A 22,495-nucleotide genomic window follows, 5' to 3' on the forward strand; every position below is an offset into this window, starting at 1 on the left:
TGTTTGAACTTGCAGGCTTTGTGCCAACCAATTTTTGACACAAATCCCGCACCTTCAATTCGAGTATAGCAATCATCTTGTTAACAAATGCCATTGGTTTTTGACAATTTGATGTCACCCAAAAGCTCTACAAAAAAAAGCGCGTTACGGCAGGGAATGGGCGTGACCTGTGTCACGCCATCAAGTAAGATTAGCGGCCTTTTTCTGCACTCAAAGCGGTCAGCATCCATAATAAAAAGCTGGCTGGAGTGAAGTGCAAAAATTCTCTGCAACGCTATTTGATGAGGTAGTCCATTCATGTCATTTGCTTTAGGGCAACGCTGGATAAGCGATACGGAAAGTGATCTCGGGTTAGGTACTGTGGTGGCGCTTGATGCGCGTACAGTGACCTTGATGTTTGCAGCATCGGAAGAAAATCGTGTTTATGCACGTTCAGATGCGCCGGTCACCCGTGTGATCTTTAATGTCGGCGATGTGGTGGATAGTCAGCAAGGCTGGTCGTTACAAGTTGAACAAGTGGTGGAAGACCAAGGCGTCTACACCTATCTAGGCACGCGAGTGGATACCGAAGAAAGCGGTGTCGCGCTGCGTGAAATTTTCCTCAGTAACCAAATTCGTTTTAATAAACCGCAGGACAAGTTGTTTGCCGGTCAAATCGATCGCATGGACAACTTCGTGCTGCGTTATCGCGCTCTAGCCAATCAATATCAGCAGCACAAAAGCCCAATGCGTGGTTTGTGTGGTATGCGCGCAGGGCTGATCCCGCATCAGCTGTACATTGCCCATGAAGTCGGTCGTCGCCATGCCCCTCGCGTGTTACTGGCCGATGAAGTCGGTTTGGGTAAAACCATCGAAGCGGGCATGATCATCCATCAGCAAGTGCTGACTGGGCGTGCTGAACGCATCCTGATTGTGGTACCTGAAACGCTGCAACATCAATGGTTGGTGGAGATGATGCGCCGTTTCAACCTGCACTTTTCCATTTTTGACGAAGAGCGCTGCGTGGAAGCCTTTAGTGAGGCAGATAACCCATTTGAAACTCAGCAGTATGTGCTGTGTTCACTCGATTTCTTGCGTAAAAGCCGCCAGCGTTTTGAACAAGCCTTGGAAGCGGAATGGGATTTGTTGGTCGTCGATGAAGCTCACCATCTTGAGTGGCACCCAGAAAAGCCAAGCCGCGAATATCAAGTGATTGAAGCTCTGGCCGAACAGACTCCGGGCGTACTGCTATTGACGGCAACGCCTGAGCAGTTAGGTCGTGAAAGCCACTTTGCTCGTCTGCGCCTGCTGGATGCCGATCGTTTCTACGATTACCAAGCCTTTGTTAAAGAAGAAGAGCAATACGCACCCGTTGCCGATGCCGTTACTGCGCTGTTCAGCGGTGAGAAGCTGAGTGATGAAGCGAAAAATAAAATCACTGAGCTTCTGTCTGAGCAAGATGTTGAGCCGCTGTTTAAAGCGTTGGAAAGCCACGCCAGTGAAGACGAAATTGCTTTGGCGCGCCAAGAGCTGATCGACAATCTGATGGATCGTCACGGTACTGGGCGCGTGTTGTTCCGTAACACGCGTGCGGCTATCAAAGGCTTCCCTGTGCGTAATGTGCATTTGCTGCCATTGGAGATCCCTTCTCAATACACCACGTCAATGCGTGTTGCGGGCATGCTCGGCGGTAAACTGACGCCAGAAGCGCGCGCGATGAAAATGCTCTACCCAGAAGAGATTTTCCAAGAGTTTGAAGGCGATGAGTCAAGCTGGTGGCAATTTGACTCACGCGTCAACTGGCTGCTCGAAAAAGTCAAAGCCAAACGCAGCGAGAAGATCCTCGTCATCGCTTCACGTGCCAGTACCGCATTGCAGCTAGAGCAGGCACTGCGTGAGCGTGAAGGCATTCGTGCAACGGTATTCCATGAAGGCATGTCGATCATTGAGCGTGACAAAGCCGCCGCTTACTTTGCCCAAGAAGAGGGCGGCGCGCAGGTACTGATCTGTAGTGAAATTGGCTCGGAAGGTCGTAATTTCCAGTTTGCTAACCAGTTGGTGATGTTCGATCTGCCGTTCAATCCAGACTTGCTAGAGCAGCGTATCGGGCGTTTGGATCGTATTGGTCAAAAACGTGATATCGACGTGTACGTGCCGTACCTGACCGAAACGTCACAAGCGATTTTGGCGCGTTGGTTTCAAGAAGGTTTGAATGCCTTTGCGGAAACCTGCCCAACCGGTCGTGCGGTGTATGATGCTTTCGCTGAGCGTTTGATCCCCATTCTGGCCGCCGGTGGCGGTGAAGAGCTGGAAGTGATCATCGAAGAGTCAGCCAAGCTCAACAAAACGCTGAAGTCACAGCTGGAAGTCGGGCGTGATCGCTTGCTGGAAATGCATTCTAACGGTGGCGAAAAAGCGCAGCAGATTGCTGAGCAGATCGCGAAAACCGATGGTGATACCAATCTGGTGACGTTTGCGTTGAGCCTGTTTGATGCGATTGGTCTGCATCAAGAAGATCGTGGCGAGAATGCTCTAGTGGTGACTCCTGCCGAACACATGATGGTGCCAAGCTATCCGGGTCTTCCTTATGAAGGCGCCACCATTACCTTTGATCGTGACACCGCACTGTCGCGTGAAGATATGCACTTCATCAGCTGGGAACACCCCATGGTGCAAGGCGGCATTGATTTGCTGATGAGTGAAGGGGTGGGGACTTGCGCGGTGTCGCTGTTGAAAAACAAAGCGCTGCCAGTGGGTACCATCTTGCTGGAACTGGTGTATGTGGTGGATGCCCAAGCGCCGAAACGCAGTGGCATCAGCCGCTTCTTGCCTGTCTCTCCAATCCGAATTCTGATGGATGCGCGCGGTAATGATCTCTCTTCGCAAGTGGAGTTTGAAAGCTTTAACCGTCAGCTTAGCCCAGTGAATCGTCATTTGGCCAGCAAGTTGGTGAGCTCAGTACAGCATGACGTGCATCGTTTGATTACGGCAAGCGAAGCGGCGGTTGAACCGCGAGTGAGCGCGATTCGTGAACAAGCGCAGCGTGATATGCAGCAGAGCCTCAACAGCGAGTTGGAGCGTTTGTTGGCACTCAAAGCGGTTAACCCGAACATTCGTGATGAAGAGATCGAAGTGCTGGAGCTGCAAATCAAAGAGCTGACTGGCTATATTGCGCAGGCGCAGTATCAGCTGGATTCACTGCGTTTGATTGTGGTGGCACACAACTGATGACGTAGGCCCTCAAAACGAGGGCCTTGTTTTATTCCCTTTTGGCGACATTTTGCGTATATAATGCGCCGTTTTTTGTGATACGAGACGATAGCGATGGCAATGACCGAGTACAATCCGCCTAAGGATCCGTGGATTGATGTGATTTATGAGGATGAACACATCATCGCAGCCAACAAGCCTTCTGGTTTGTTATCTGTTCCTGGGCGACCTGTTGAGCACTACGACAGTATGTGGGCTCGTTTGGTGGATTACTGCCCTGATGTGAAGGTCGTCCACCGTTTGGATATGTCGACTTCTGGGCTGATCCTGTTTGCGAAAGGCAAACATATGGAATCGGCGTTGAAGAAGCAGTTCCAGTATCGTCTCACTCATAAAATCTACTATGCCCGCGTATGGGGTGTGATGGAGCAAGATGAAGGCGAAGTGAATTTGCCGCTGTGTTGTGATTGGCCAAACCGCCCGAAACAGAAAGTCTGTTTTGAAGAGGGACGTGATTCTCTGACCCGCTATCAAGTCGTAAAGAGAGAAGAGAAAACCACAGTCGTACGCCTTATTCCGATCACTGGACGATCTCATCAGCTGCGTGTGCACATGCAATCGCTCGGCCATCCGATTGTCGGTGATGATCTTTACGCGCCACAAGAAGCCGTCGAGTTTGCCGATCGTCTGCAACTGCACGCCGCGGAGCTCTGTTTCTACCATCCACGTAGTCATTGGCTACGCACTCTGTTTGTCCCTTGTGACTTCTATCCCGAAGCCGAGGAGCAGATTTTGCAGCATTTCGATCCTGAGCGAAAATTACCGGACTATAAAAAGCTATCCCAAGACTAATCTTATTGTGGGTAGCGGATAATCAGACCCGGAGTCAGCATGTCACTACCCACTACTTCTTTGCCTACGGTCGTTTTTCTCGACCGCGCGACCATTCCGCGCCATATCCTCTTACCTGCTCTGCCTTTTGAACACCATTGGCTTGAGTATGATGCTTGTGAGCCTCAGCAAGTGGTTGAGCGCCTCTTAGCGGCCGATATTGTTATCACCAATAAAGTGGTACTCACCCGTGAAATGCTGGTTCAGTTGCCTAAGCTCAAGCTGATCGCTATTTCTGCCACGGGCACCAACAACGTCGATTTGCAGGCGTGTCGTGACCTGAATATCGCAGTGTGTAATGTGCAGGGCTATGCCACGCGCTCTGTCCCTGAGCATGTTGTCGCCATGATGTTTGCTTTAAGACGTAATCTTATCGGTTATCACAATGATATTGCGGCCGGAGAGTGGCAGCGCCATAAGCAGTTCTGTTTTTTCACGCATCCGATTGGCGATATTGCGGGTTCAACCATGGGCATTATCGGCAGTGGTGCATTAGGCCAAGCGACGGCGAATTTGGCTCGCGCATTAGGTATGCATGTGCTGTTGGCTGAACGTAAAGGTCAGGTGGAATGCCGCGATGGGTACACACCATTTGAACAAGTGCTGGCGCAGTCGGACGTGCTATCACTGCACTGTCCGCTGACCGATGAAACGCGAAATATTATCTCAGAAGCGGAATTGGCGCAGATGAAGCCCAATGCTCTTCTGATCAATACTGGGCGCGGCGGTTTAGTGGATGAACAGGCGCTGGTGGATGCGCTGAAAAGACGTCAAATTGCTGGGGCTGGGGTGGATGTGTTTAGTGTCGAGCCCGCGGATATGGATAACCCATTGATAGCCAACCGTGATTTGCCTAATCTCCTGCTGACACCGCATGTGGCGTGGGGCAGTGATTCTTCGATACAACAACTGGCGACTATCTTGATCGACAACATCAATGTATTTATGTGTGGTGAAGCGAAAAATCGAGTCGTCTAGAAGTTGCTTTATTGATTATGTGTGTGATTTATATCGCCATAATTCAATTGGCGTTGTGAATGGTTCTTACAGGTTGTTACACTCGGATCGCTTTTTTACTCTAAAAACAACGTCAGGAATCATTCATGGTTAATCAACATAAACATACCGTCACCTTCAGTGGTGAGGGTAAAGAGTTTTTTGGGATCTGGAGTGTCAATCTTCTGCTCTCCATTATTACCTTGGGCATCTACTCTGCATGGGCTAAGGTGCGTACTAAGCGCTATTTCTACGGCAATACTTTCATTGCGGGCGATAACTTTGAATATCATGCCCAGCCGATGCAAATCCTCAAAGGGCGTTTGGTCGCATTCGCCGCTGTTCTCGTGTGGTTCGTGGCTAACTCTTTATTCCCGATCGCTTCATTGTTGCTGCTCTTGGTGTTTTATTTTGCTTTGCCTTGGCTGCTTTGGAGCAACGCTCGCTTTGATTCGGCGATGACCAGCTTTCGTAATGTGCACTTCTCCTTTAACGGCACACTGCAAGAGGCCTATTTCTCGTTTATGGGCCGAGGGATTGGCGCATTAGTCGCGTTTCTGATCTACTTTATTATTGCTTCGGTCTCAGCATCTGTTTCGGCAAGTCTTTCTGTTGTCATGTTTATTGGCTCTTTTTTAGTGATGGCGGCGCTCTATGCTTGGGTTATTGCTGGCGTGCAAAACTATTTTGCTAATGGTTACCGTTATGGGGATTGGCAGTTTAGCGCCCAACTGACTACGCGCTTCTTCCTGCATACCTATTTAAAAGCAGCGGCAATTGGGGTTGCCTCGGTGCTCGCGATCATCTCTATGGTACTTATCATGGTGTTCGGCAGTATCGATTTCTCTAATCTTACCAATTGGGAAAGCTCGCTACTTGCAAGTGGCTCACCGTTTATGCTGATCGCTACTGTGTACATAGGGATGATCGTAATGGGTATCGCGGTGACGGCTTATATTACTTCGCGGGTACGCAATTACATTTTCTCGCAACTGGTGATGCAGCAAGCGCTGAACGAGGACACAGCCTTTCGTTTTGAATCCACTCTCAGTGCTCGTGGTTATACTGGCTTAGTGATCAGTAACTTCTTACTGCAAGCCGTGACAGTCGGTATCGCACGCCCATGGGTGATGGTGAGAACGACGTGCTATCTGGCTGAACATACTGCCGTGATTGGCGATATGGATCTGCTCAAATCGACCGATCAATCTTCAGATGTAAAATCGGCTATCTCGGATGAGTTGGCTCAAGCGTTTGATCTTGGTATCGGGATCGGCTGATGCGCATTACCGGAACCGCTTTTCCACCTCGCAGCTCATTACGTTGCGAGGCCGAGCTCGATCTATCACAAACTCATTTTCTCGCTTTGCACGTCGATGGAGAGATCATTCGCTGCGCGCGGAGCGATGCTCAAATCAGTGCTCCCGTGGGAAAATTACCGATTCGTTTTCAATTACCCAGTGGCTGGGTTTTCGTTTGTGAACGTAATGCGCCGTTGAACGCTTGGTTAGAACAACACAATAAACCGGGGTGGGTGGATCGGCTGGAAGGAAAGTGGATCGCTTGGCTAATCGCTGTAGTGCTTGGTATCGGTTTATGTGTTTGGGCTTATGTGGCATTCCTGCCTTGGCTAAGCAAAGAGGTGGCTGAACGAGTTCCGGAATCTGCCGCTGTGGTGCTGGGTGAGAAAATTCTGCAAACGTTAGATCGCGATTTAAAACCGAGTGAACTTTCTCTCGCGCAACAAGATGAGATAAAGCAACGCGTTTTCTCCCATCTTAACCAACTTGAGCCGCTACCTTATCCGATCAAAGTGGAGTTTCGTCACTCAGATATTGGCGCTAACGCGTTTGCTTTGCCCGGTGGAACCTTGGTGTTACTGGATGAGTTGGTGCTACTGGCCAAAACGCCCGAGCAGTTAGATAGCATTATTCTGCATGAGCTGGGGCATGTGCATCATCGTCATATGCTTAAACGTTTGGTGCATTCGAGTGTGCTTTCGATTGGTGTGGCACTGCTGACGGGGGAAAGCTCTGGGGTGGTGGATAATCTGGTTGGGATTGGGGTGTTTACGCTCTCCAACGGCCAATCCCGCGAGGCGGAACAAGAGGCCGATCAATACGCGAAACAAGCAATGCAGGCGATTTATGGTAGCAGTGAACCGCTAGCTGAAATGTTTGAACTGTTTCAGCAGCAAGAAACGATCGAGGTTCCGGCTTGGCTCAGTACCCATCCGGATCTCAAACAGCGGATCGATGCGGCGCGTCAGCCTTAATCTCAGGTAATAGCATTCAGCATCGTAAACAAAAAGGCAGCGAAATCGCTGCCTTTTTTCTATCGACTTTTTGTATGGAATGCTTGGCTTACAGCGCCGCGATAGTCGCTTTCTGCTGCTCAAGCTTCACCAGCGCTTCTTGGTAACCTGCGAGCTTTTCACGCTCTTTGGTAATTACCGCTTCTGGTGCTTTCGCCACGAAACCTTCGTTACCCAGCTTGCCTTCGATACGCGCAATTTCACCTTGCGTCTTAGCAATCTCTTTGGCCAGACGATCCAACTCAGCGTCTTTATCAATCAGACCGGCCATTGGGATCATCAGCTCAGACTTACCAACCAGTGCGGTTGCACACGCCGGTGTCGCTTCGCCATCCGCCAATACACGAATGCTTTCGAGCTTGGCCAGTGAAACCAGCACTGGCTTGTTCGCTTCGATACGCGCGGCATCTTGCTCATTCGCCGCTTTCAGCATCACTTCCAGAGGCTTACCAGGGTTGATGTCGTACTCAGCGCGCAGGTTACGGATGCTAGTGATAAAGGCTTTCACCCACTCAATATCATCCAAGGCTTCTTGGTTGAAGTTTGCCGCATCGTACTGAGGCAGCGCTTGCAGCATGATGGTGTCGCCTTCCACGCCATCCACCAGTGGCTTAACACTTTGCCAGATGGTTTCGGTGATGTAAGGGATCACTGGGTGCGCCAAACGCAGGGTTTTCTCTAGTACGGTGATCAGCGTGCGACGGGTCGCGCGTTGCTGAGCTTCGGTGCCTTTCCACAGAACTGGCTTAGTCAGCTCTAAGTACCAGTCACAGAATTGGTTCCAGATGAATTCGTACAGCGTGTTGGCTGCCATATCCAGACGGAAGTTATCAATGTGACCATTGAACTCTTTCGCAGCCAGCTCGAACTGCGATTCGATCCACTTGTCGGCCAGTGAGTATTCAAGCTCAGCACCGGCAGCAAAACCGCAATCTTGCTCTTCGGTGTTCATCAGCACGTAACGGCTTGCGTTCCACAGCTTGTTACAGAAGTTACGGTAACCTTCTAGACGTTTCATATCCCAGTTGATGTCACGACCAGTTGACGCCATGGCCGCTAGAGTGAAACGTAGTGAGTCAGTACCGTAGGCTTCGATGCCGTTTTCAAACGTCTTACGGGTGTTTTTCTCGATCTTTGCCGCTAGCTGAGGCTGCATCATGTTGCCGGTGCGCTTCGCGACCAGAGACTCAAGATCAATACCGTCAATCATATCGATTGGGTCAAGCACGTTACCTTTCGATTTCGACATTTTGTCGCCATTTTCGTCACGGATCAGACCCGTTACGTACACAGTTTTGAAAGGAACTTGTGCTTTGCCATCTTCATCTTTACAGAAATGCATGGTCATCATGATCATGCGCGCCACCCAGAAGAAGATGATGTCGAAACCCGTTACCAGAACATCGGTTGGGTGGAAGACGTTTAGCTCTGGCGTTTTTTCTGGCCAGCCCAGTGTTCCGAAAGTCCACAGTGCAGAAGAGAACCAAGTATCTAACACGTCATCATCTTGACGAAGTGCAACATCAGCCGCGATGTTGTTTTCTGCACGCACTTCTTCTTCGTTACGGCCTACAAACACATTGCCTTGCTCGTCATACCAAGCCGGAATGCGGTGACCCCACCACAGTTGGCGAGAGATACACCAGTCTTGAATGTCACGCATCCAAGAGAAGTACATGTTCTCGTACTGTTTTGGTACAAATTGAATATCGCCATTTTCTACCGCTTCAACCGCTGGTTTTGCCAGAATGCCGGCGCGAACGTACCATTGGTCAGTCAGCATTGGCTCAATCACCACGCCACCACGGTCGCCGTAAGGAACCGTTAGGTCGTGATCTTTGATTTCTTGCAGTAGACCCAGTTCTTCAAATTCCGCCACGATCGCTTTACGTGCAGCAAAACGCTCCATGCCTTGGTATTTCGCTGGTAGTTCGCCGCTGTAAACATCGCTTGCTTCACCTTTGGTGTTAAACACTTCTGCCACATCACGGATGTTGGCATCAAAAGTGAAGATGTTGATCATCGGCAGGTTATGGCGCTTGCCGACTTCATAGTCGTTGAAGTCGTGCGCAGGGGTGATTTTCACACAGCCCGTGCCTTTCTCCATATCGGCGTGCTCATCGCCCACGATTGGGATGCGACGACCGACGATTGGCAGAATGATCTCTTTACCAATCAGATCTTTATAACGAGGATCTTCAGGGTTAACCGCAACACCTGTATCGCCGAGCATGGTTTCTGGACGGGTGGTGGCAACCACGATGTAATCTTTGCCATCGGCCGTTTTTACGCCATCGGCTAGCGGGTAGCGGAAGTGCCACATGTGACCTTTGGTCTCTTTGTTTTCCACTTCCAGATCGGAGATCGCAGTGTGCAGTTTTGGATCCCAGTTAACTAGGCGCTTACCGCGGTAGATCAAGTCATCTTTGTAGAGACGCACGAACACTTCTTGCACGGCTTTGTAGAAGCCATCATCCATCGTAAAGCGCTCACGATCCCAATCGACAGAGGCGCCAAGACGACGTAGCTGTTTAGTGATGGTGCCGCCAGATTCTGCTTTCCATTCCCAAATCTTGTCGATGAACGCATCACGGCCGTAATCGTGCTTAGTTTTACCTTCTTCTGCAGCGATCTTACGTTCAACCACCATTTGAGTGGCGATACCAGCATGGTCAGTACCCACTTGCCACAAGGTATTTTTACCCTTCATACGCTGACAACGGATCAGAGTATCCATAATGGTATCTTGGAAGGCGTGACCCATGTGCAGGCTGCCTGTGACGTTCGGTGGCGGGATCATGATGCTGTACGCGTCTTTTGATGTGTCACCGTGAGGCTTAAAGTAGCCTTGCTCTTCCCAAGTCTTATACAGATCTTGTTCGATTGATGTTGGGTTGTATGTCTTTTCCATAGTGCTCTTTGATGGATGCTGTGATGGTTAATTCAGTCTATCGCTATAAGTGAGTTCTCTTGGATAAGAGAGCTTAACTATAAGGATGGACGGTTATGGGTACTGAATCTCAACAGTTTGCAGCTGATAACCCGCTTGTCGATAGAGTTTATACCGCTCGCGTGCTAGCTGCTTGGCATTTTCTGCGCAGGGCACGAAGTCTACCACTTCGGCAAAGGTACGCGCAAAGGTTGTCTGATTATCCGCCAAATTTATTGCCAGTTGACGATTCCAAGAGGGGGAAACGCCCACATAACCGATTTCAATCGCGGTACCAGATTTGGGGCCTTCACCGACCAGATTGTGCGCTAAAAACTGGTCGGGTTCGATTTGCCAAAATCGCTCAGCGAGCTGCTCGGCGTGTTGTTTATCTTGGCATTGTAGATAAATGCGTGCGCCTTGCGCGGCAAAGTGACGCGTCAAATACAGCACGTACTGCGCGAAGCCTTCTGGCGTTGCTTGAGCAGAATCTGGGGAAGTCAGGTAAAAAGTTGCGGTAGGCATCTTGGTCTCTTGCAAACAATCGCCACGCCTGTGGCGGTAGTTTAGGTCTAGTAATGAAAAAGGGCCGGAAGGCCCTTTTGCGATTACTCTTCAGCGTCTAGGCCACCGCTGCGATTAAGCAGGAATTGGACTAGTAGCGAGACAGGACGACCGGTTGAGCCTTTCGCGGCACCCGATTTCCATGCAGTACCTGCGATGTCTAAGTGTGCCCAGTTGTATTTCTTCGCAAATTTAGACAGGAAACAAGCTGCAGTAATGGCGCCACCTGGGCGGCCACCGATGTTTGCCATATCAGCAAATGGGCTCTTGAGCTGCTCATGGTATTCATCAGCGATTGGCAGACGCCATGCGCGATCGCTCGACTGCTCAGAGGCATTCACCAACTCATGTGCTAGCGGGTTGTGGTTCGACATTACTGCACTAATGTGATGGCCTAATGCAATCACACAAGCACCGGTTAGCGTTGCGACATCGACTACACATTCAGGCTCAAAGCGCTCAACGTAAGTCAGTACGTCACACAGTACCAAACGACCTTCTGCATCGGTGTTTAACACTTCCACCGTTTGACCTGACATCGTAGTCAGAATATCACCCGGGCGGTAAGCATTGCTGCCTGGCATGTTTTCACAGCCAGCCAATACGCCAATCACATTGAGTGGTAGGCCGAGTTTGGCAATGGCTTTCATAGTGCCGAATACCGATGCTGCGCCACACATGTCGTACTTCATCTCATCCATACCTTCACCTGGTTTGAGTGAGATACCGCCTGAGTCAAAAGTCAGACCTTTACCCACCAGTACGATTGGCTTGGCTTCAGGATCTGGATTGCCTTTGTATTCGATAACCGACATCATGGATTCATTGCGTGAGCCACGGCCTACCGCGAGGTAAGAAGCCATGCCGAGCTTATCCATCTCTTCTTCACCAATGATTTTAGTGGTGATGCTCTCGTAATCGTCAGCCAGACGACGAGCTTGAGACGCGAGGTAAGCTGGGTTAGCAATGTTTGGTGGCATATTGCCAAGGTCTTTACAGGCTTTCACGCCGGAAGAGATGGCTAAGCCATGGGAAATTGCACGCTCACCAAGATTCAATTCACGGCGAGTGGGAACGTTGAACACCAGTTTACGCAGTGGACGGCGAGTTTCTGGTTTCACACTTTTGAATTGGTCAAAGGTGTACAGGCCATCTTTGGTGGCTTCAACCGCTTGGCGCACTTTCCAATAGGTATCGCGACCTTTGACGTGCAACTCGGTCAAGAAGCAGACCGCTTCCATCGAGCCAGTTTCATTTAAGGTATTGATGGTTTTCTGAATGATCTCTTTGTACTGACGTTCACCCAGTTCGCGTTCTTTACCGCAACCGACGAGCAGTACTCGCTCAGACAACACACCGGGTACTTGATGCAGCAGTAGCATCTGCCCCGGTTTACCCTCTAGATCACCGCGACGTAGCAGTGAACTAATATAGCCGTCGCTGATTTTATCAAGCTGTTCTGCGACTGGAGAAAGGCGACGTGGTTCAAACACCCCAACAACGATACATGCGCTGCGCTGTTTCTCAGGGCTGCCACTCTTAACACTGAACTCCATGCGTACTCCTACATCCTGAAGACAAATAGAACTAAATGGTAGATAATGCGCTCTTACTTGCTGGATCCCATGAAGGATCGACCTTTTGCGTGCGCAACCTAACCGTTAGCGAAATTATTCAAAAAATAAAAGGTTCATCGGGAAATTATAGTGATTCAATCAAAAAAACAAGTTTTGCATAGGTAATTTCAGCGTGATTATTGTTAGATATTTGATCCGAGAAACAATAAAAAGCCAGTTTGCGATCTTTTTCGTGCTGTTTTTAGTGTTTCTCAGCCAGAAGTTTATTCGTGTTTTGGCGGATGCCTCTGACGGTGAAATTCCTACCAGCATGATCTTATCCATCGTTGGATTGAATATGCCGGCGATGGGGCTATTAATGTTGCCGCTTAGCCTGTACATCGGAATTTTGCTCACTTTCGGCCGTTTGTACGCGGAGAGTGAGATAACCGTGATGAACGCGACAGGTATTGGTAATAAATTCTTAATCCGAGCTGCGCTTTACCTTGCTTTGATTACCGCCTCCGTCGCGGCCTTTAACGCGCTGTGGCTTGCGCCTTGGAGCCAAGACAAAGAAGCACAATTGATGGAGCAGTTTGCGGCAGAAAACAGTGTCGATCTGTTGCAAAAAGGCCACTTTCAACGCTCACCTGATGGATCGTCGGTGGTTTTTATCGACAACATTGAAAACCGCAAACTGCATAATGTGTTTGTGGCACAGTTAGCGCCGCGAGATTCTGTACTGCCGAGCGTGATGTTTTCCAACTCCGGAGCCGTAAAAGAGCTCAGTGATGGTCGCCAGATCATTACCCTTTACGATGGCACTCGCTACGAAGGCGTACCGACTCGGGTCGACTACATGATCACCAACTTCGATTCTTACGATGGTTTGATTGGTCAACGCGAAGTGAAATCTACTGGGCGTGATTGGGAAGCGTTACCCACATTAAGTTTGCTGAAGAATGCAGATCGCCAAGCTCAAGCTGAATTGCAATGGCGACTCTCCTTAGTGGTTTGTATTCCCTTGCTTACGATGTTGGTGGTGCCTCTATCGGCTGTAAATCCTCGTCAGGGGCGCTTTGCCAAAATGGGGCCGGCCATTTTGATCTATTTGACTTATTTCCTTACGCTCAGTGCAACCAAATCCGCGATTGAAGATGGCTCGTTACCCGTGATCATTGGTTTATGGCCAGTGAATGCGGCACTGCTGTTTGCGGCGCTGATCGTCAATACCATGGATAGCATTCCTGTGCGCCGTTTTAAAGATCGATGGAAACAGAGAAAGGTAGCTTAAGTCGTGTTTAAAATTCTTGATTGGTATATTGGCCGCACTATTGTTGCCACCACAGCACTCGTATTAGTTACTTTTGTTGGTCTCTCCGGCATCATCAAATATGTTGAGCAACTGCGCAAAGTCGGTGAGGGAAGTTACGACTTACTACAAGCCTTGTTATTTGTAGTGCTGAGTATTCCACGTGATGTAGAAATGTTTTTCCCGATGGCTGCGCTGCTAGGGGCTTTGATCGGTTTGGGTGCTTTGGCTTCTAGCTCTGAATTGGTGGTGATGCAGGCCGCTGGTTTTTCTAAGCTTGATATCGGTCTTTCTGTGCTCAAAACCGCTATTCCGCTGATGATTATTATCACTTTGCTCGGAGAGTGGGGCGCACCACAAGCGCAAAAAATGGCACGTGATATGCGCGCATTTGCCACTTCGGGTGGTGCGATTATGTCGGTGCGTACTGGGGTTTGGGCACGGGATGCGAATGATTTTATCTTTATCGCCAAAGTTGAAAACGAACAGTTGTATGGATTGAATCTGTGGCGCTTTGACGAAAATAAAAAACTGAGTACGGTGATTTTTTCTGAGAAAGTCGATTACGTTGCTAACAATGAATGGCTGATGAAAAATGCAGTATTGACTCGTTTGGTGAATGACATCGAGATCAGCAAACAATCGTTGCCTGAGTACCGCTGGCGAACCTCTCTTGCTCCAGACAAACTTGCCGTAGTGACGGTTAAGCCGGAAGAATTATCTCTCACTGGCTTAAGTGATTACGTGCATTACTTAAAAGCATCAGAGCAAGACTCATCGCGCTATGAGCTGGCTTTGTGGCGCAAAGTGACTCAGCCGATCTCGATTGCGGTGATGATGTTGATGGCGCTGTCGTTCATTTTTGGCCCATTGCGTAGCGTCACCATGGGGGCGCGGATTTTATCTGGCGTCATTGCCGGATTTACTTTCTACATTTCAAGTGAGTTCTTTGGCCCACTCAGTTTGGTGTATGGATTACCGCCATTGTTTGGTGCGCTAGCGCCAAGCTTAGTTTTCTTGGCCATAGCGTTAGGGCTATTGGGTAGAAAACTATAACCCCCAATGTCCCACCAAAAATCTCATTTTGGTCAGAGTGGCAATCTCAAAATCAAAAGAGGAAGGTGATTACCTTCCTCTTTCTATTGCTTATCCAAGTTGGTTAATTGGCTTTCGGTAACACAACCACTTTTGTTTTAGCCCAGATATCATGAAAGCCGCGTTTTTTCGGATCAAACAACACGGTTAAGTTCGCGAGCCCAAACCCCGATGTTGCTAGACGGATCAGCGCTTGTGTGGCTGAGATGTGGTGTCCTTCCTCAGTGCAAATGTGCATTTTCCATGCGCGCATACCTAGCGTTTGTCCGCCGCGAGTCCAGAAGTAAACAAAGAAATAGATCCAAGCCAAGGCGAGATAAACGGTATACACTGGACTCCAAATCGGATGAGAAGAGAGAAGATCGCTCGCATCTTGATACGGGGCATAGCTCATGAGCCCCGTTGCCACCAAAGCTTCAAGCACTGCGACGACTACGCCGCCAGCCATCATTAGAATCGCCATTACGATCAGTGCGTCGTAAGTCCATGCCCCTAAACGCCGAAAAAAACCAGCCGGAGGAAGTGTCGCGTAGTTCATCATTATCATTCTTGGTTACTTGAAAGATGCCAAGCATAGCCAGTGCAAAATCCGAAAGAAAGAGAGCTAACGCACAGCTTAAGGCTTTGTGGTGAAATAATCGGCAAACGATTTTATTTTCAATCTTTTGCTATTGCGTGCTTCGACTTCTTACGTATAATGCGTTCCATCAAAGGGCAACAGCCTAGATGCCGATGTGGTGAAATTGGTAGACACGACGGATTCAAAATCCGTTTCCTTCGGGAGTGACGGTTCAAGTCCGTCCATCGGTACCATAATTTAAAGAAGCCGACTCAATGAGTCGGCTTCTTGCTATTTGTCATTTTAAAATTCAAATCCAGGTTCGTGATTCTACAGCTCTGGTAGCAATAAGACTGATGAAGTTATTATTAACTTCTTCTATCATATTCGGGTTATTAACTTAGATGTAATCAAGATTGTGGCAAGCATTAAAATCACGGTAGATAGATTGCAACCCGGACTTTACATTCGGTTGCCAGTCAAATGGAATGAACATCCTTTCCTATTCAATAGCTTTAAAATCAAATCACAAGAGCAGATCCAACTGATCAAGCATCTTGGTATCCAGCACGTTTTTCTCAATCCTGGATTAAGCGACAGCCAGCCTTTACCGCCAAACGCTGAAGAACCAACTCCGGAATATGTTTTACCACCAGTTGATAGCGAAGCGGAAAAACTATGGCAGGAAAAGCAGACGCGGATAGAAAAGCTCAACGCATATCGACGTCGAGTACAAACTTGTGAGAAAGAGTTTGAGCGTTCTCTTGCTCGTATGCGTGCCGTGGTGAATAAAATTCGTAACCGTCCTTTAGATGCTGTTGGCGAAGCCATCATATTGGTCGATGATATCGTCGATAAATTGCTGAGTGATGATAATGTCACCTTGCATTTAATGAACAGCAAAAGTGAATTTGAAGATATTTATTTTCACTCTTTAAATGTGTCAGTGATTGCCATGATGATTGGTAAAGCTAGAGGCTTGCCTGCAGAAAGAATCAAAGAGCTGGCTTTTGCGGCGCTATTTCATGACATAGGAAAAGTCAGAGTGCCAACCGCGATCGTGCGCAAAAAGACCCCATTAACAGATCCGGAAGAGAACTATTTACGACTTCACACCAGATATGGCATAGAGCTGGCCGATAATATAGATACGTTTCCTGAAAGTGCTAAACGCGTCATCGAACAACATCATGAATTGCGAGATGGTTCGGGCTATCCACTCGGCCTAAAGGGGGATGATATTGATGAGCTTGCACAGATTGTGGCGGTAGCGAACGCGTTCGACAATCTTTGCCACCCCAATATTCCTTCGGAACAAAAGATCCCGTATGTTGCGTTGTCTCATTTATTTAAGAACTGCAAGCATCTCTATAATGCGGAGAATTTAGGCATCTTAGTTAAGTTTATGGGGGTATTCCCGCCAGGAACCGTCGTACAGCTCTCTAATGATATGGTGGGACTAGTCATCTCGGTGAATGCAAATAGCCTCTTGTATCCGAATGTACTGATTTATGATCCTTCAGTCCCGCGTTCTCAAGCACCAATTATTGACCTTGCGGACCGCGACCTAAAAATCGTTAATGCTATTTTGCCAAATAAATTGCCGGATAAGGTTCGTGATTATCTTAATCCTCGCTCTCGCATCTCTTACTTTTTCGATAGTGAGGAATAAAAGAATTGAAATGGTAGTCCGACAAAGGCATAGAGAGTCAGGTTATTGCTCAAAAAGATTGGAAAATGATCACCTTGTGGGCTTTTTGTTCTAATGAACGTTTTTTTAGAAAAAACTGTGCTTAGGGGCTTGCATTAAAAACGGAGCTCCCTATAATGCGCCCTCACTGACACGGCAGACGCCGCAAGGCTTCAGAGCCAGTCAGTAAGGCTAAAACGCTTCGATGAAGAAAGTTGAAAAAAGAGTTTGACTCTGACAATTATCTCGCTAGAATGCACAGCCTCTTCGGTAAGAAAGCCGAAGCAAAACGCTCTTTAACAATATAAACCAATCAATCTGTGTGGGCACTCGTTGATGATAATCAAAAAAGATTTATCAATGAACTGAGTGACCATTTGAATGAGCAATCATTCAGCACAGTCAATTCACTATCGAAAGATAGTATCAGTATTCATTGAGCCGAAGCGAAAGCTTCAAAAAACTTTTAATTGAAGAGTTTGATCATGGCTCAGATTGAACGCTGGCGGCAGGCCTAACACATGCAAGTCGAGCGGCAGCACAGAGGAACTTGTTCCTTGGGTGGCGAGCGGCGGACGGGTGAGTAATGCCTGGGAAATTGCCCGGTAGAGGGGGATAACCATTGGAAACGATGGCTAATACCGCATAACCTCGTAAGAGCAAAGCAGGGGACCTTCGGGCCTTGCGCTACCGGATATGCCCAGGTGGGATTAGCTAGTTGGTGAGGTAAGGGCTCACCAAGGCGACGATCCCTAGCTGGTCTGAGAGGATGATCAGCCACACTGGAACTGAGACACGGTCCAGACTCCTACGGGAGGCAGCAGTGGGGAATATTGCACAATGGGCGCAAGCCTGATGCAGCCATGCCGCGTGTATGAAGAAGGCCTTCGGGTTGTAAAGTACTTTCAGTAGGGAGGAAGGTGGTTAAGTTAATACCTTAATCATTTGACGTTACCTACAGAAGAAGCACCGGCTAACTCCGTGCCAGCAGCCGCGGTAATACGGAGGGTGCAAGCGTTAATCGGAATTACTGGGCGTAAAGCGCATGCAGGTGGTTTGTTAAGTCAGATGTGAAAGCCCTGGGCTCAACCTAGGAATCGCATTTGAAACTGACAAGCTAGAGTACTGTAGAGGGGGGTAGAATTTCAGGTGTAGCGGTGAAATGCGTAGAGATCTGAAGGAATACCGGTGGCGAAGGCGGCCCCCTGGACAGATACTGACACTCAGATGCGAAAGCGTGGGGAGCAAACAGGATTAGATACCCTGGTAGTCCACGCCGTAAACGATGTCTACTTGGAGGTTGTGACCTAGAGTCGTGGCTTTCGGAGCTAACGCGTTAAGTAGACCGCCTGGGGAGTACGGTCGCAAGATTAAAACTCAAATGAATTGACGGGGGCCCGCACAAGCGGTGGAGCATGTGGTTTAATTCGATGCAACGCGAAGAACCTTACCTACTCTTGACATCCTCAGAAGAGACTGGAGACAGTCTTGTGCCTTCGGGAACTGAGAGACAGGTGCTGCATGGCTGTCGTCAGCTCGTGTTGTGAAATGTTGGGTTAAGTCCCGCAACGAGCGCAACCCTTATCCTTGTTTGCCAGCACGTAATGGTGGGAACTCCAGGGAGACTGCCGGTGATAAACCGGAGGAAGGTGGGGACGACGTCAAGTCATCATGGCCCTTACGAGTAGGGCTACACACGTGCTACAATGGCGTATACAGAGGGCAGCGATACCGCGAGGTGGAGCGAATCTCACAAAGTACGTCGTAGTCCGGATTGGAGTCTGCAACTCGACTCCATGAAGTCGGAATCGCTAGTAATCGCAAATCAGAATGTTGCGGTGAATACGTTCCCGGGCCTTGTACACACCGCCCGTCACACCATGGGAGTGGGCTGCAAAAGAAGCAGGTAGTTTAACCTTCGGGAGGACGCTTGCCACTTTGTGGTTCATGACTGGGGTGAAGTCGTAACAAGGTAGCGCTAGGGGAACCTGGCGCTGGATCACCTCCTTACACGATGGTTGTCGTGATGAGTGTCCACACAGATTGATTCGGTTTAGATTAGAGAAGAGTATCTTAGTGTCCCGTTCGTCTAGAGGCCTAGGACACCGCCCTTTCACGGCGGTAACAGGGGTTCGACTCCCCTACGGGATACCATCTTTAAGCGTTTTCGCTGAGAATGTTTAAAAATGGTTTTCATCAGAAAATCTTGCTCTTTAACAATTTGGAAAGCTGACAAAACAACAATTTATTGTTGTTTGTAAAGTTCTCAATGTTTATCGAAAGATAAACACCAACAACACATTCAAGTGTGCTTGGTATCGAATAAGACTTCGGTCTTGTTCAAATTTGAGTCCGGCAAAATCTGTCTCGCACTCATGTAAATTAAACGCGAGACAACTTAGGTTGTTTAAACAACAATCCGAAACTCCTTCGGGTTGTATGGTTAAGTGACTAAGCGTACACGGTGGATGCCTGGGCAGTCAGAGGCGATGAAGGACGTACTAACTTGCGATAAGCGCAGATAAGGCAGTAAGAGCCGTTTGAGTCTGCGATTTCCGAATGGGGAAACCCAACTGCATAAGCAGTTACTGTTAACTGAATCCATAGGTTAACAGAGCAAACCGGGGGAACTGAAACATCTAAGTACCCCGAGGAGAAGAAATCAACCGAGATTCCGGTAGTAGCGGCGAGCGAACCTGGATTAGCCCTTAAGCGCTCGGTGAAGTAGGTGAACAAGCTGGAAAGCTTGGCGATACAGGGTGATAGCCCCGTAACCGACGCTTCATCGAGCGTGAAATCGAGTAGGGCGGGACACGTGATATCCTGTCTGAATATGGGGGGACCATCCTCCAAGGCTAAATACTCCTGACTGACCGATAGTGAACCAGTACCGTGAGGGAAAGGCGAAAAGAACCCCTGTGAGGGGAGTGAAATAGAACCTGAAACCGTGTACGTACAAGCAGTAGGAGCACCTTCGTGGTGTGACTGCGTACCTTTTGTATAATGGGTCAGCGACTTATATTCAGTGGCAAGGTTAACCGTATAGGGGAGCCGTAGCGAAAGCGAGTCTTAACTGGGCGCTCAGTCTCTGGATATAGACCCGAAACCGGGTGATCTAGCCATGGGCAGGTTGAAGGTTGAGTAACATCAACTGGAGGACCGAACCGACTAATGTTGAAAAATTAGCGGATGACTTGTGGCTAGGGGTGAAAGGCCAATCAAACTCGGAGATAGCTGGTTCTCCCCGAAAGCTATTTAGGTAGCGCCTCGGACGAATACTACTGGGGGTAGAGCACTGTTAAGGCTAGGGGGTCATCCCGACTTACCAACCCTTTGCAAACTCCGAATACCAGTAAGTACTATCCGGGAGACACACGGCGGGTGCTAACGTCCGTCGTGGAGAGGGAAACAACCCAGACCGCCAGCTAAGGTCCCAAAGTATTGCTAAGTGGGAAACGATGTGGGAAGGCTCAGACAGCTAGGATGTTGGCTTAGAAGCAGCCATCATTTAAAGAAAGCGTAATAGCTCACTAGTCGAGTCGGCCTGCGCGGAAGATGTAACGGGGCTAAGCAATACACCGAAGCTGCGGCAATATCTTTTAGATATTGGGTAGGGGAGCGTTCTGTAAGCCGTTGAAGGTGAATCGTAAGGTTTGCTGGAGGTATCAGAAGTGCGAATGCTGACATGAGTAACGACAAGGGGGGTGAAAAACCTCCCCGCCGGAAGACCAAGGGTTCCTGTCCAACGTTAATCGGGGCAGGGTGAGTCGACCCCTAAGGTGAGGCCGAAAGGCGTAATCGATGGGAAACGGGTTAATATTCCCGTACTTCTGACTATTGCGATGGGGGGACGGAGAAGGCTAGGTGGGCCAGGCGACGGTTGTCCTGGTTCAAGTGCGTAGGCTTGAGAGTTAGGTAAATCCGGCTCTCTTTAAGGCTGAGACACGACGTCGAGCTGCTACGGCAGTGAAGTCATTGATGCCATGCTTCCAGGAAAAGCCTCTAAGCTTCAGATAGTCAGGAATCGTACCCCAAACCGACACAGGTGGTCGGGTAGAGAATACCAAGGCGCTTGAGAGAACTCGGGTGAAGGAACTAGGCAAAATGGTACCGTAACTTCGGGAGAAGGTACGCTCTTGATGGTGAAGTCCCTCGCGGATGGAGCTGACGAGAGTCGCAGATACCAGGTGGCTGCAACTGTTTATTAAAAACACAGCACTGTGCAAAATCGCAAGATGACGTATACGGTGTGACGCCTGCCCGGTGCCGGAAGGTTAATTGATGGGGTTAGCGCAAGCGAAGCTCTTGATCGAAGCCCCGGTAAACGGCGGCCGTAACTATAACGGTCCTAAGGTAGCGAAATTCCTTGTCGGGTAAGTTCCGACCTGCACGAATGGCGTAATGATGGCCACGCTGTCTCCACCCGAGACTCAGTGAAATTGAAATCGCTGTGAAGATGCAGTGTACCCGCGGCTAGACGGAAAGACCCCGTGAACCTTTACTACAGCTTGGCACTGAACATTGAACCTACATGTGTAGGATAGGTGGGAGGCTATGAAGACGTGACGCTAGTTGCGTTGGAGCCGTCCTTGAAATACCACCCTTGTATGTTTGATGTTCTAACTTAGACCCATTATCTGGGTTGAGGACAGTGCCTGGTGGGTAGTTTGACTGGGGCGGTCTCCTCCCAAAGAGTAACGGAGGAGCACGAAGGTGGGCTAATCACGGTTGGACATCGTGAGGTTAGTGCAATGGCATAAGCCCGCTTAACTGCGAGAATGACGGTTCGAGCAGGTGCGAAAGCAGGTCATAGTGATCCGGTGGTTCTGTATGGAAGGGCCATCGCTCAACGGATAAAAGGTACTCCGGGGATAACAGGCTGATACCGCCCAAGAGTTCATATCGACGGCGGTGTTTGGCACCTCGATGTCGGCTCATCACATCCTGGGGCTGAAGTCGGTCCCAAGGGTATGGCTGTTCGCCATTTAAAGTGGTACGCGAGCTGGGTTTAGAACGTCGTGAGACAGTTCGGTCCCTATCTGCCGTGGGCGTTGGAAGATTGAAGGGGGCTGCTCCTAGTACGAGAGGACCGGAGTGGACGAACCTCTGGTGTTCGGGTTGTGTCGCCAGACGCATTGCCCGGTAGCTAAGTTCGGAATTGATAAGCGCTGAAAGCATCTAAGCGCGAAGCGAGCCCTGAGATGAGTCTTCCCTGACGGTTTAACCGTCCTAAAGGGTTGTTCGAGACTAGAACGTTGATAGGCAGGGTGTGTAAGCGTTGTGAGGCGTTGAGCTAACCTGTACTAATTGCCCGTGAGGCTTAACCATACAACACCCAAGGGGTTTTGTAGTGGACTCAAAGTTAAGCGCATAAGAATGTGTGTGAGAACGAAACAGCTT

13 protein-coding genes, 2 tRNA genes and 2 rRNA genes are annotated in these 22,495 nt (G+C 49.1%); 12 read left to right on the plus strand and 5 right to left on the minus strand.

The window, feature by feature from the left end:
- Positions 1-80: 80 nt before the first annotated feature.
- On the minus strand, positions 81-299 hold the full coding sequence (locus CEQ48_RS06470) for a hypothetical protein (protein ID WP_001013830.1): 219 nt from the start codon (positions 297-299) through the stop codon (positions 81-83).
- Here CEQ48_RS06470 and rapA point away from each other — a divergent pair.
- From rapA to CEQ48_RS06495, 5 genes are all read left to right on the plus strand, one after another.
- Complete coding sequence (gene rapA, locus CEQ48_RS06475) at positions 298-3,207, plus strand: RNA polymerase-associated protein RapA (protein WP_089070677.1); 2,910 nt, start codon at positions 298-300, stop codon at positions 3,205-3,207. The two genes, CEQ48_RS06470 and rapA, sit on opposite strands and share 2 nt — an antisense overlap.
- Positions 3,208-3,303: 96 nt before the next feature.
- The gene (locus CEQ48_RS06480; protein WP_001251797.1) at positions 3,304-4,041 is read left to right on the plus strand and encodes a pseudouridine synthase; all 738 of its coding nucleotides are present in this window, start codon (positions 3,304-3,306) and stop codon (positions 4,039-4,041) included.
- Positions 4,042-4,080: 39 nt separating this feature from the next.
- A complete protein-coding gene (locus tag CEQ48_RS06485) occupies positions 4,081-5,058 on the plus strand; it encodes a D-2-hydroxyacid dehydrogenase (protein WP_089070678.1) in 978 nt (325 codons plus the stop codon).
- Positions 5,059-5,183: 125 nt separating this feature from the next.
- Positions 5,184-6,356 (plus strand): YjgN family protein, encoded by a 1,173-nt coding sequence (locus tag CEQ48_RS06490; RefSeq protein ID WP_089070679.1) that lies wholly within the window; start codon positions 5,184-5,186, stop codon positions 6,354-6,356.
- The gene (locus CEQ48_RS06495) at positions 6,356-7,351 is read left to right on the plus strand and encodes a M48 family metallopeptidase (protein ID WP_089070680.1); all 996 of its coding nucleotides are present in this window, start codon (positions 6,356-6,358) and stop codon (positions 7,349-7,351) included. Before CEQ48_RS06490 ends, CEQ48_RS06495 begins: the two co-directional genes overlap by 1 nt.
- Before the next feature lie 88 nt (positions 7,352-7,439).
- Here the strand turns inward: CEQ48_RS06495 and CEQ48_RS06500 are convergent, their stop codons facing one another.
- The 3 genes from CEQ48_RS06500 to pepA form a co-directional block, all read right to left on the minus strand.
- On the minus strand, positions 7,440-10,301 hold the full coding sequence (locus tag CEQ48_RS06500; RefSeq protein WP_089070681.1) for a valine--tRNA ligase: 2,862 nt from the start codon (positions 10,299-10,301) through the stop codon (positions 7,440-7,442).
- A gap of 93 nt (positions 10,302-10,394) precedes the next feature.
- Entirely contained in the window at positions 10,395-10,844 is a 450-nt protein-coding gene (locus tag CEQ48_RS06505) for a DNA polymerase III subunit chi (RefSeq protein WP_089070682.1), read from the minus strand.
- Between the two features lie 83 nt (positions 10,845-10,927).
- Entirely contained in the window at positions 10,928-12,439 is a 1,512-nt protein-coding gene (pepA, locus tag CEQ48_RS06510) for a leucyl aminopeptidase (RefSeq protein ID WP_055027386.1), read from the minus strand.
- Positions 12,440-12,632: 193 nt separating this feature from the next.
- On the opposite strand from pepA, the gene lptF reads away from it, so the two are divergent.
- Together lptF and lptG are read left to right on the plus strand one after the other, a co-directional pair.
- Positions 12,633-13,733, plus strand: a complete 1,101-nt coding sequence (gene lptF, locus CEQ48_RS06515) for an LPS export ABC transporter permease LptF (protein ID WP_000587728.1) — start codon at positions 12,633-12,635, stop codon at positions 13,731-13,733.
- A 3-nt stretch (positions 13,734-13,736) separates the two neighbouring features.
- Positions 13,737-14,807 carry an LPS export ABC transporter permease LptG gene (lptG, locus tag CEQ48_RS06520; RefSeq protein ID WP_089070683.1) on the plus strand — a complete coding sequence of 357 codons (1,071 nt, stop codon included), beginning with the start codon at positions 13,737-13,739 and terminating at the stop codon, positions 14,805-14,807.
- A 103-nt stretch (positions 14,808-14,910) separates the two neighbouring features.
- On the opposite strand, the gene CEQ48_RS06525 is transcribed toward lptG, so the two are convergent.
- Positions 14,911-15,384 (minus strand): RDD family protein, encoded by a 474-nt coding sequence (locus CEQ48_RS06525; protein ID WP_198301286.1) that lies wholly within the window; start codon positions 15,382-15,384, stop codon positions 14,911-14,913.
- 190 nt (positions 15,385-15,574) lie between these two features.
- Here CEQ48_RS06525 and CEQ48_RS06530 point away from each other — a divergent pair.
- The 5 genes from CEQ48_RS06530 (at position 15,575) to CEQ48_RS06550 (ending at position 22,423) form a co-directional block, all read left to right on the plus strand.
- A tRNA-Leu gene (locus tag CEQ48_RS06530) sits at positions 15,575-15,659 on the plus strand.
- Between the two features lie 164 nt (positions 15,660-15,823).
- A complete protein-coding gene (locus CEQ48_RS06535) occupies positions 15,824-17,077 on the plus strand; it encodes a cyclic di-GMP phosphodiesterase (protein ID WP_089070685.1) in 1,254 nt (417 codons plus the stop codon).
- A 485-nt stretch (positions 17,078-17,562) separates the two neighbouring features.
- Positions 17,563-19,105, plus strand: a 16S ribosomal RNA gene (locus tag CEQ48_RS06540).
- A 68-nt stretch (positions 19,106-19,173) separates the two neighbouring features.
- A tRNA-Glu gene (locus tag CEQ48_RS06545) sits at positions 19,174-19,249 on the plus strand.
- A 287-nt stretch (positions 19,250-19,536) separates the two neighbouring features.
- Positions 19,537-22,423 (plus strand): 23S ribosomal RNA (locus CEQ48_RS06550).
- The 16S and 23S rRNA genes sit together here with 1 tRNA gene alongside, the layout of an rRNA operon.
- Positions 22,424-22,495: the final 72 nt, after the last annotated feature.

The organism is Vibrio tarriae, from assembly GCF_002216685.1.
In the GTDB taxonomy this organism is placed as follows: domain Bacteria; phylum Pseudomonadota; class Gammaproteobacteria; order Enterobacterales; family Vibrionaceae; genus Vibrio; species Vibrio tarriae.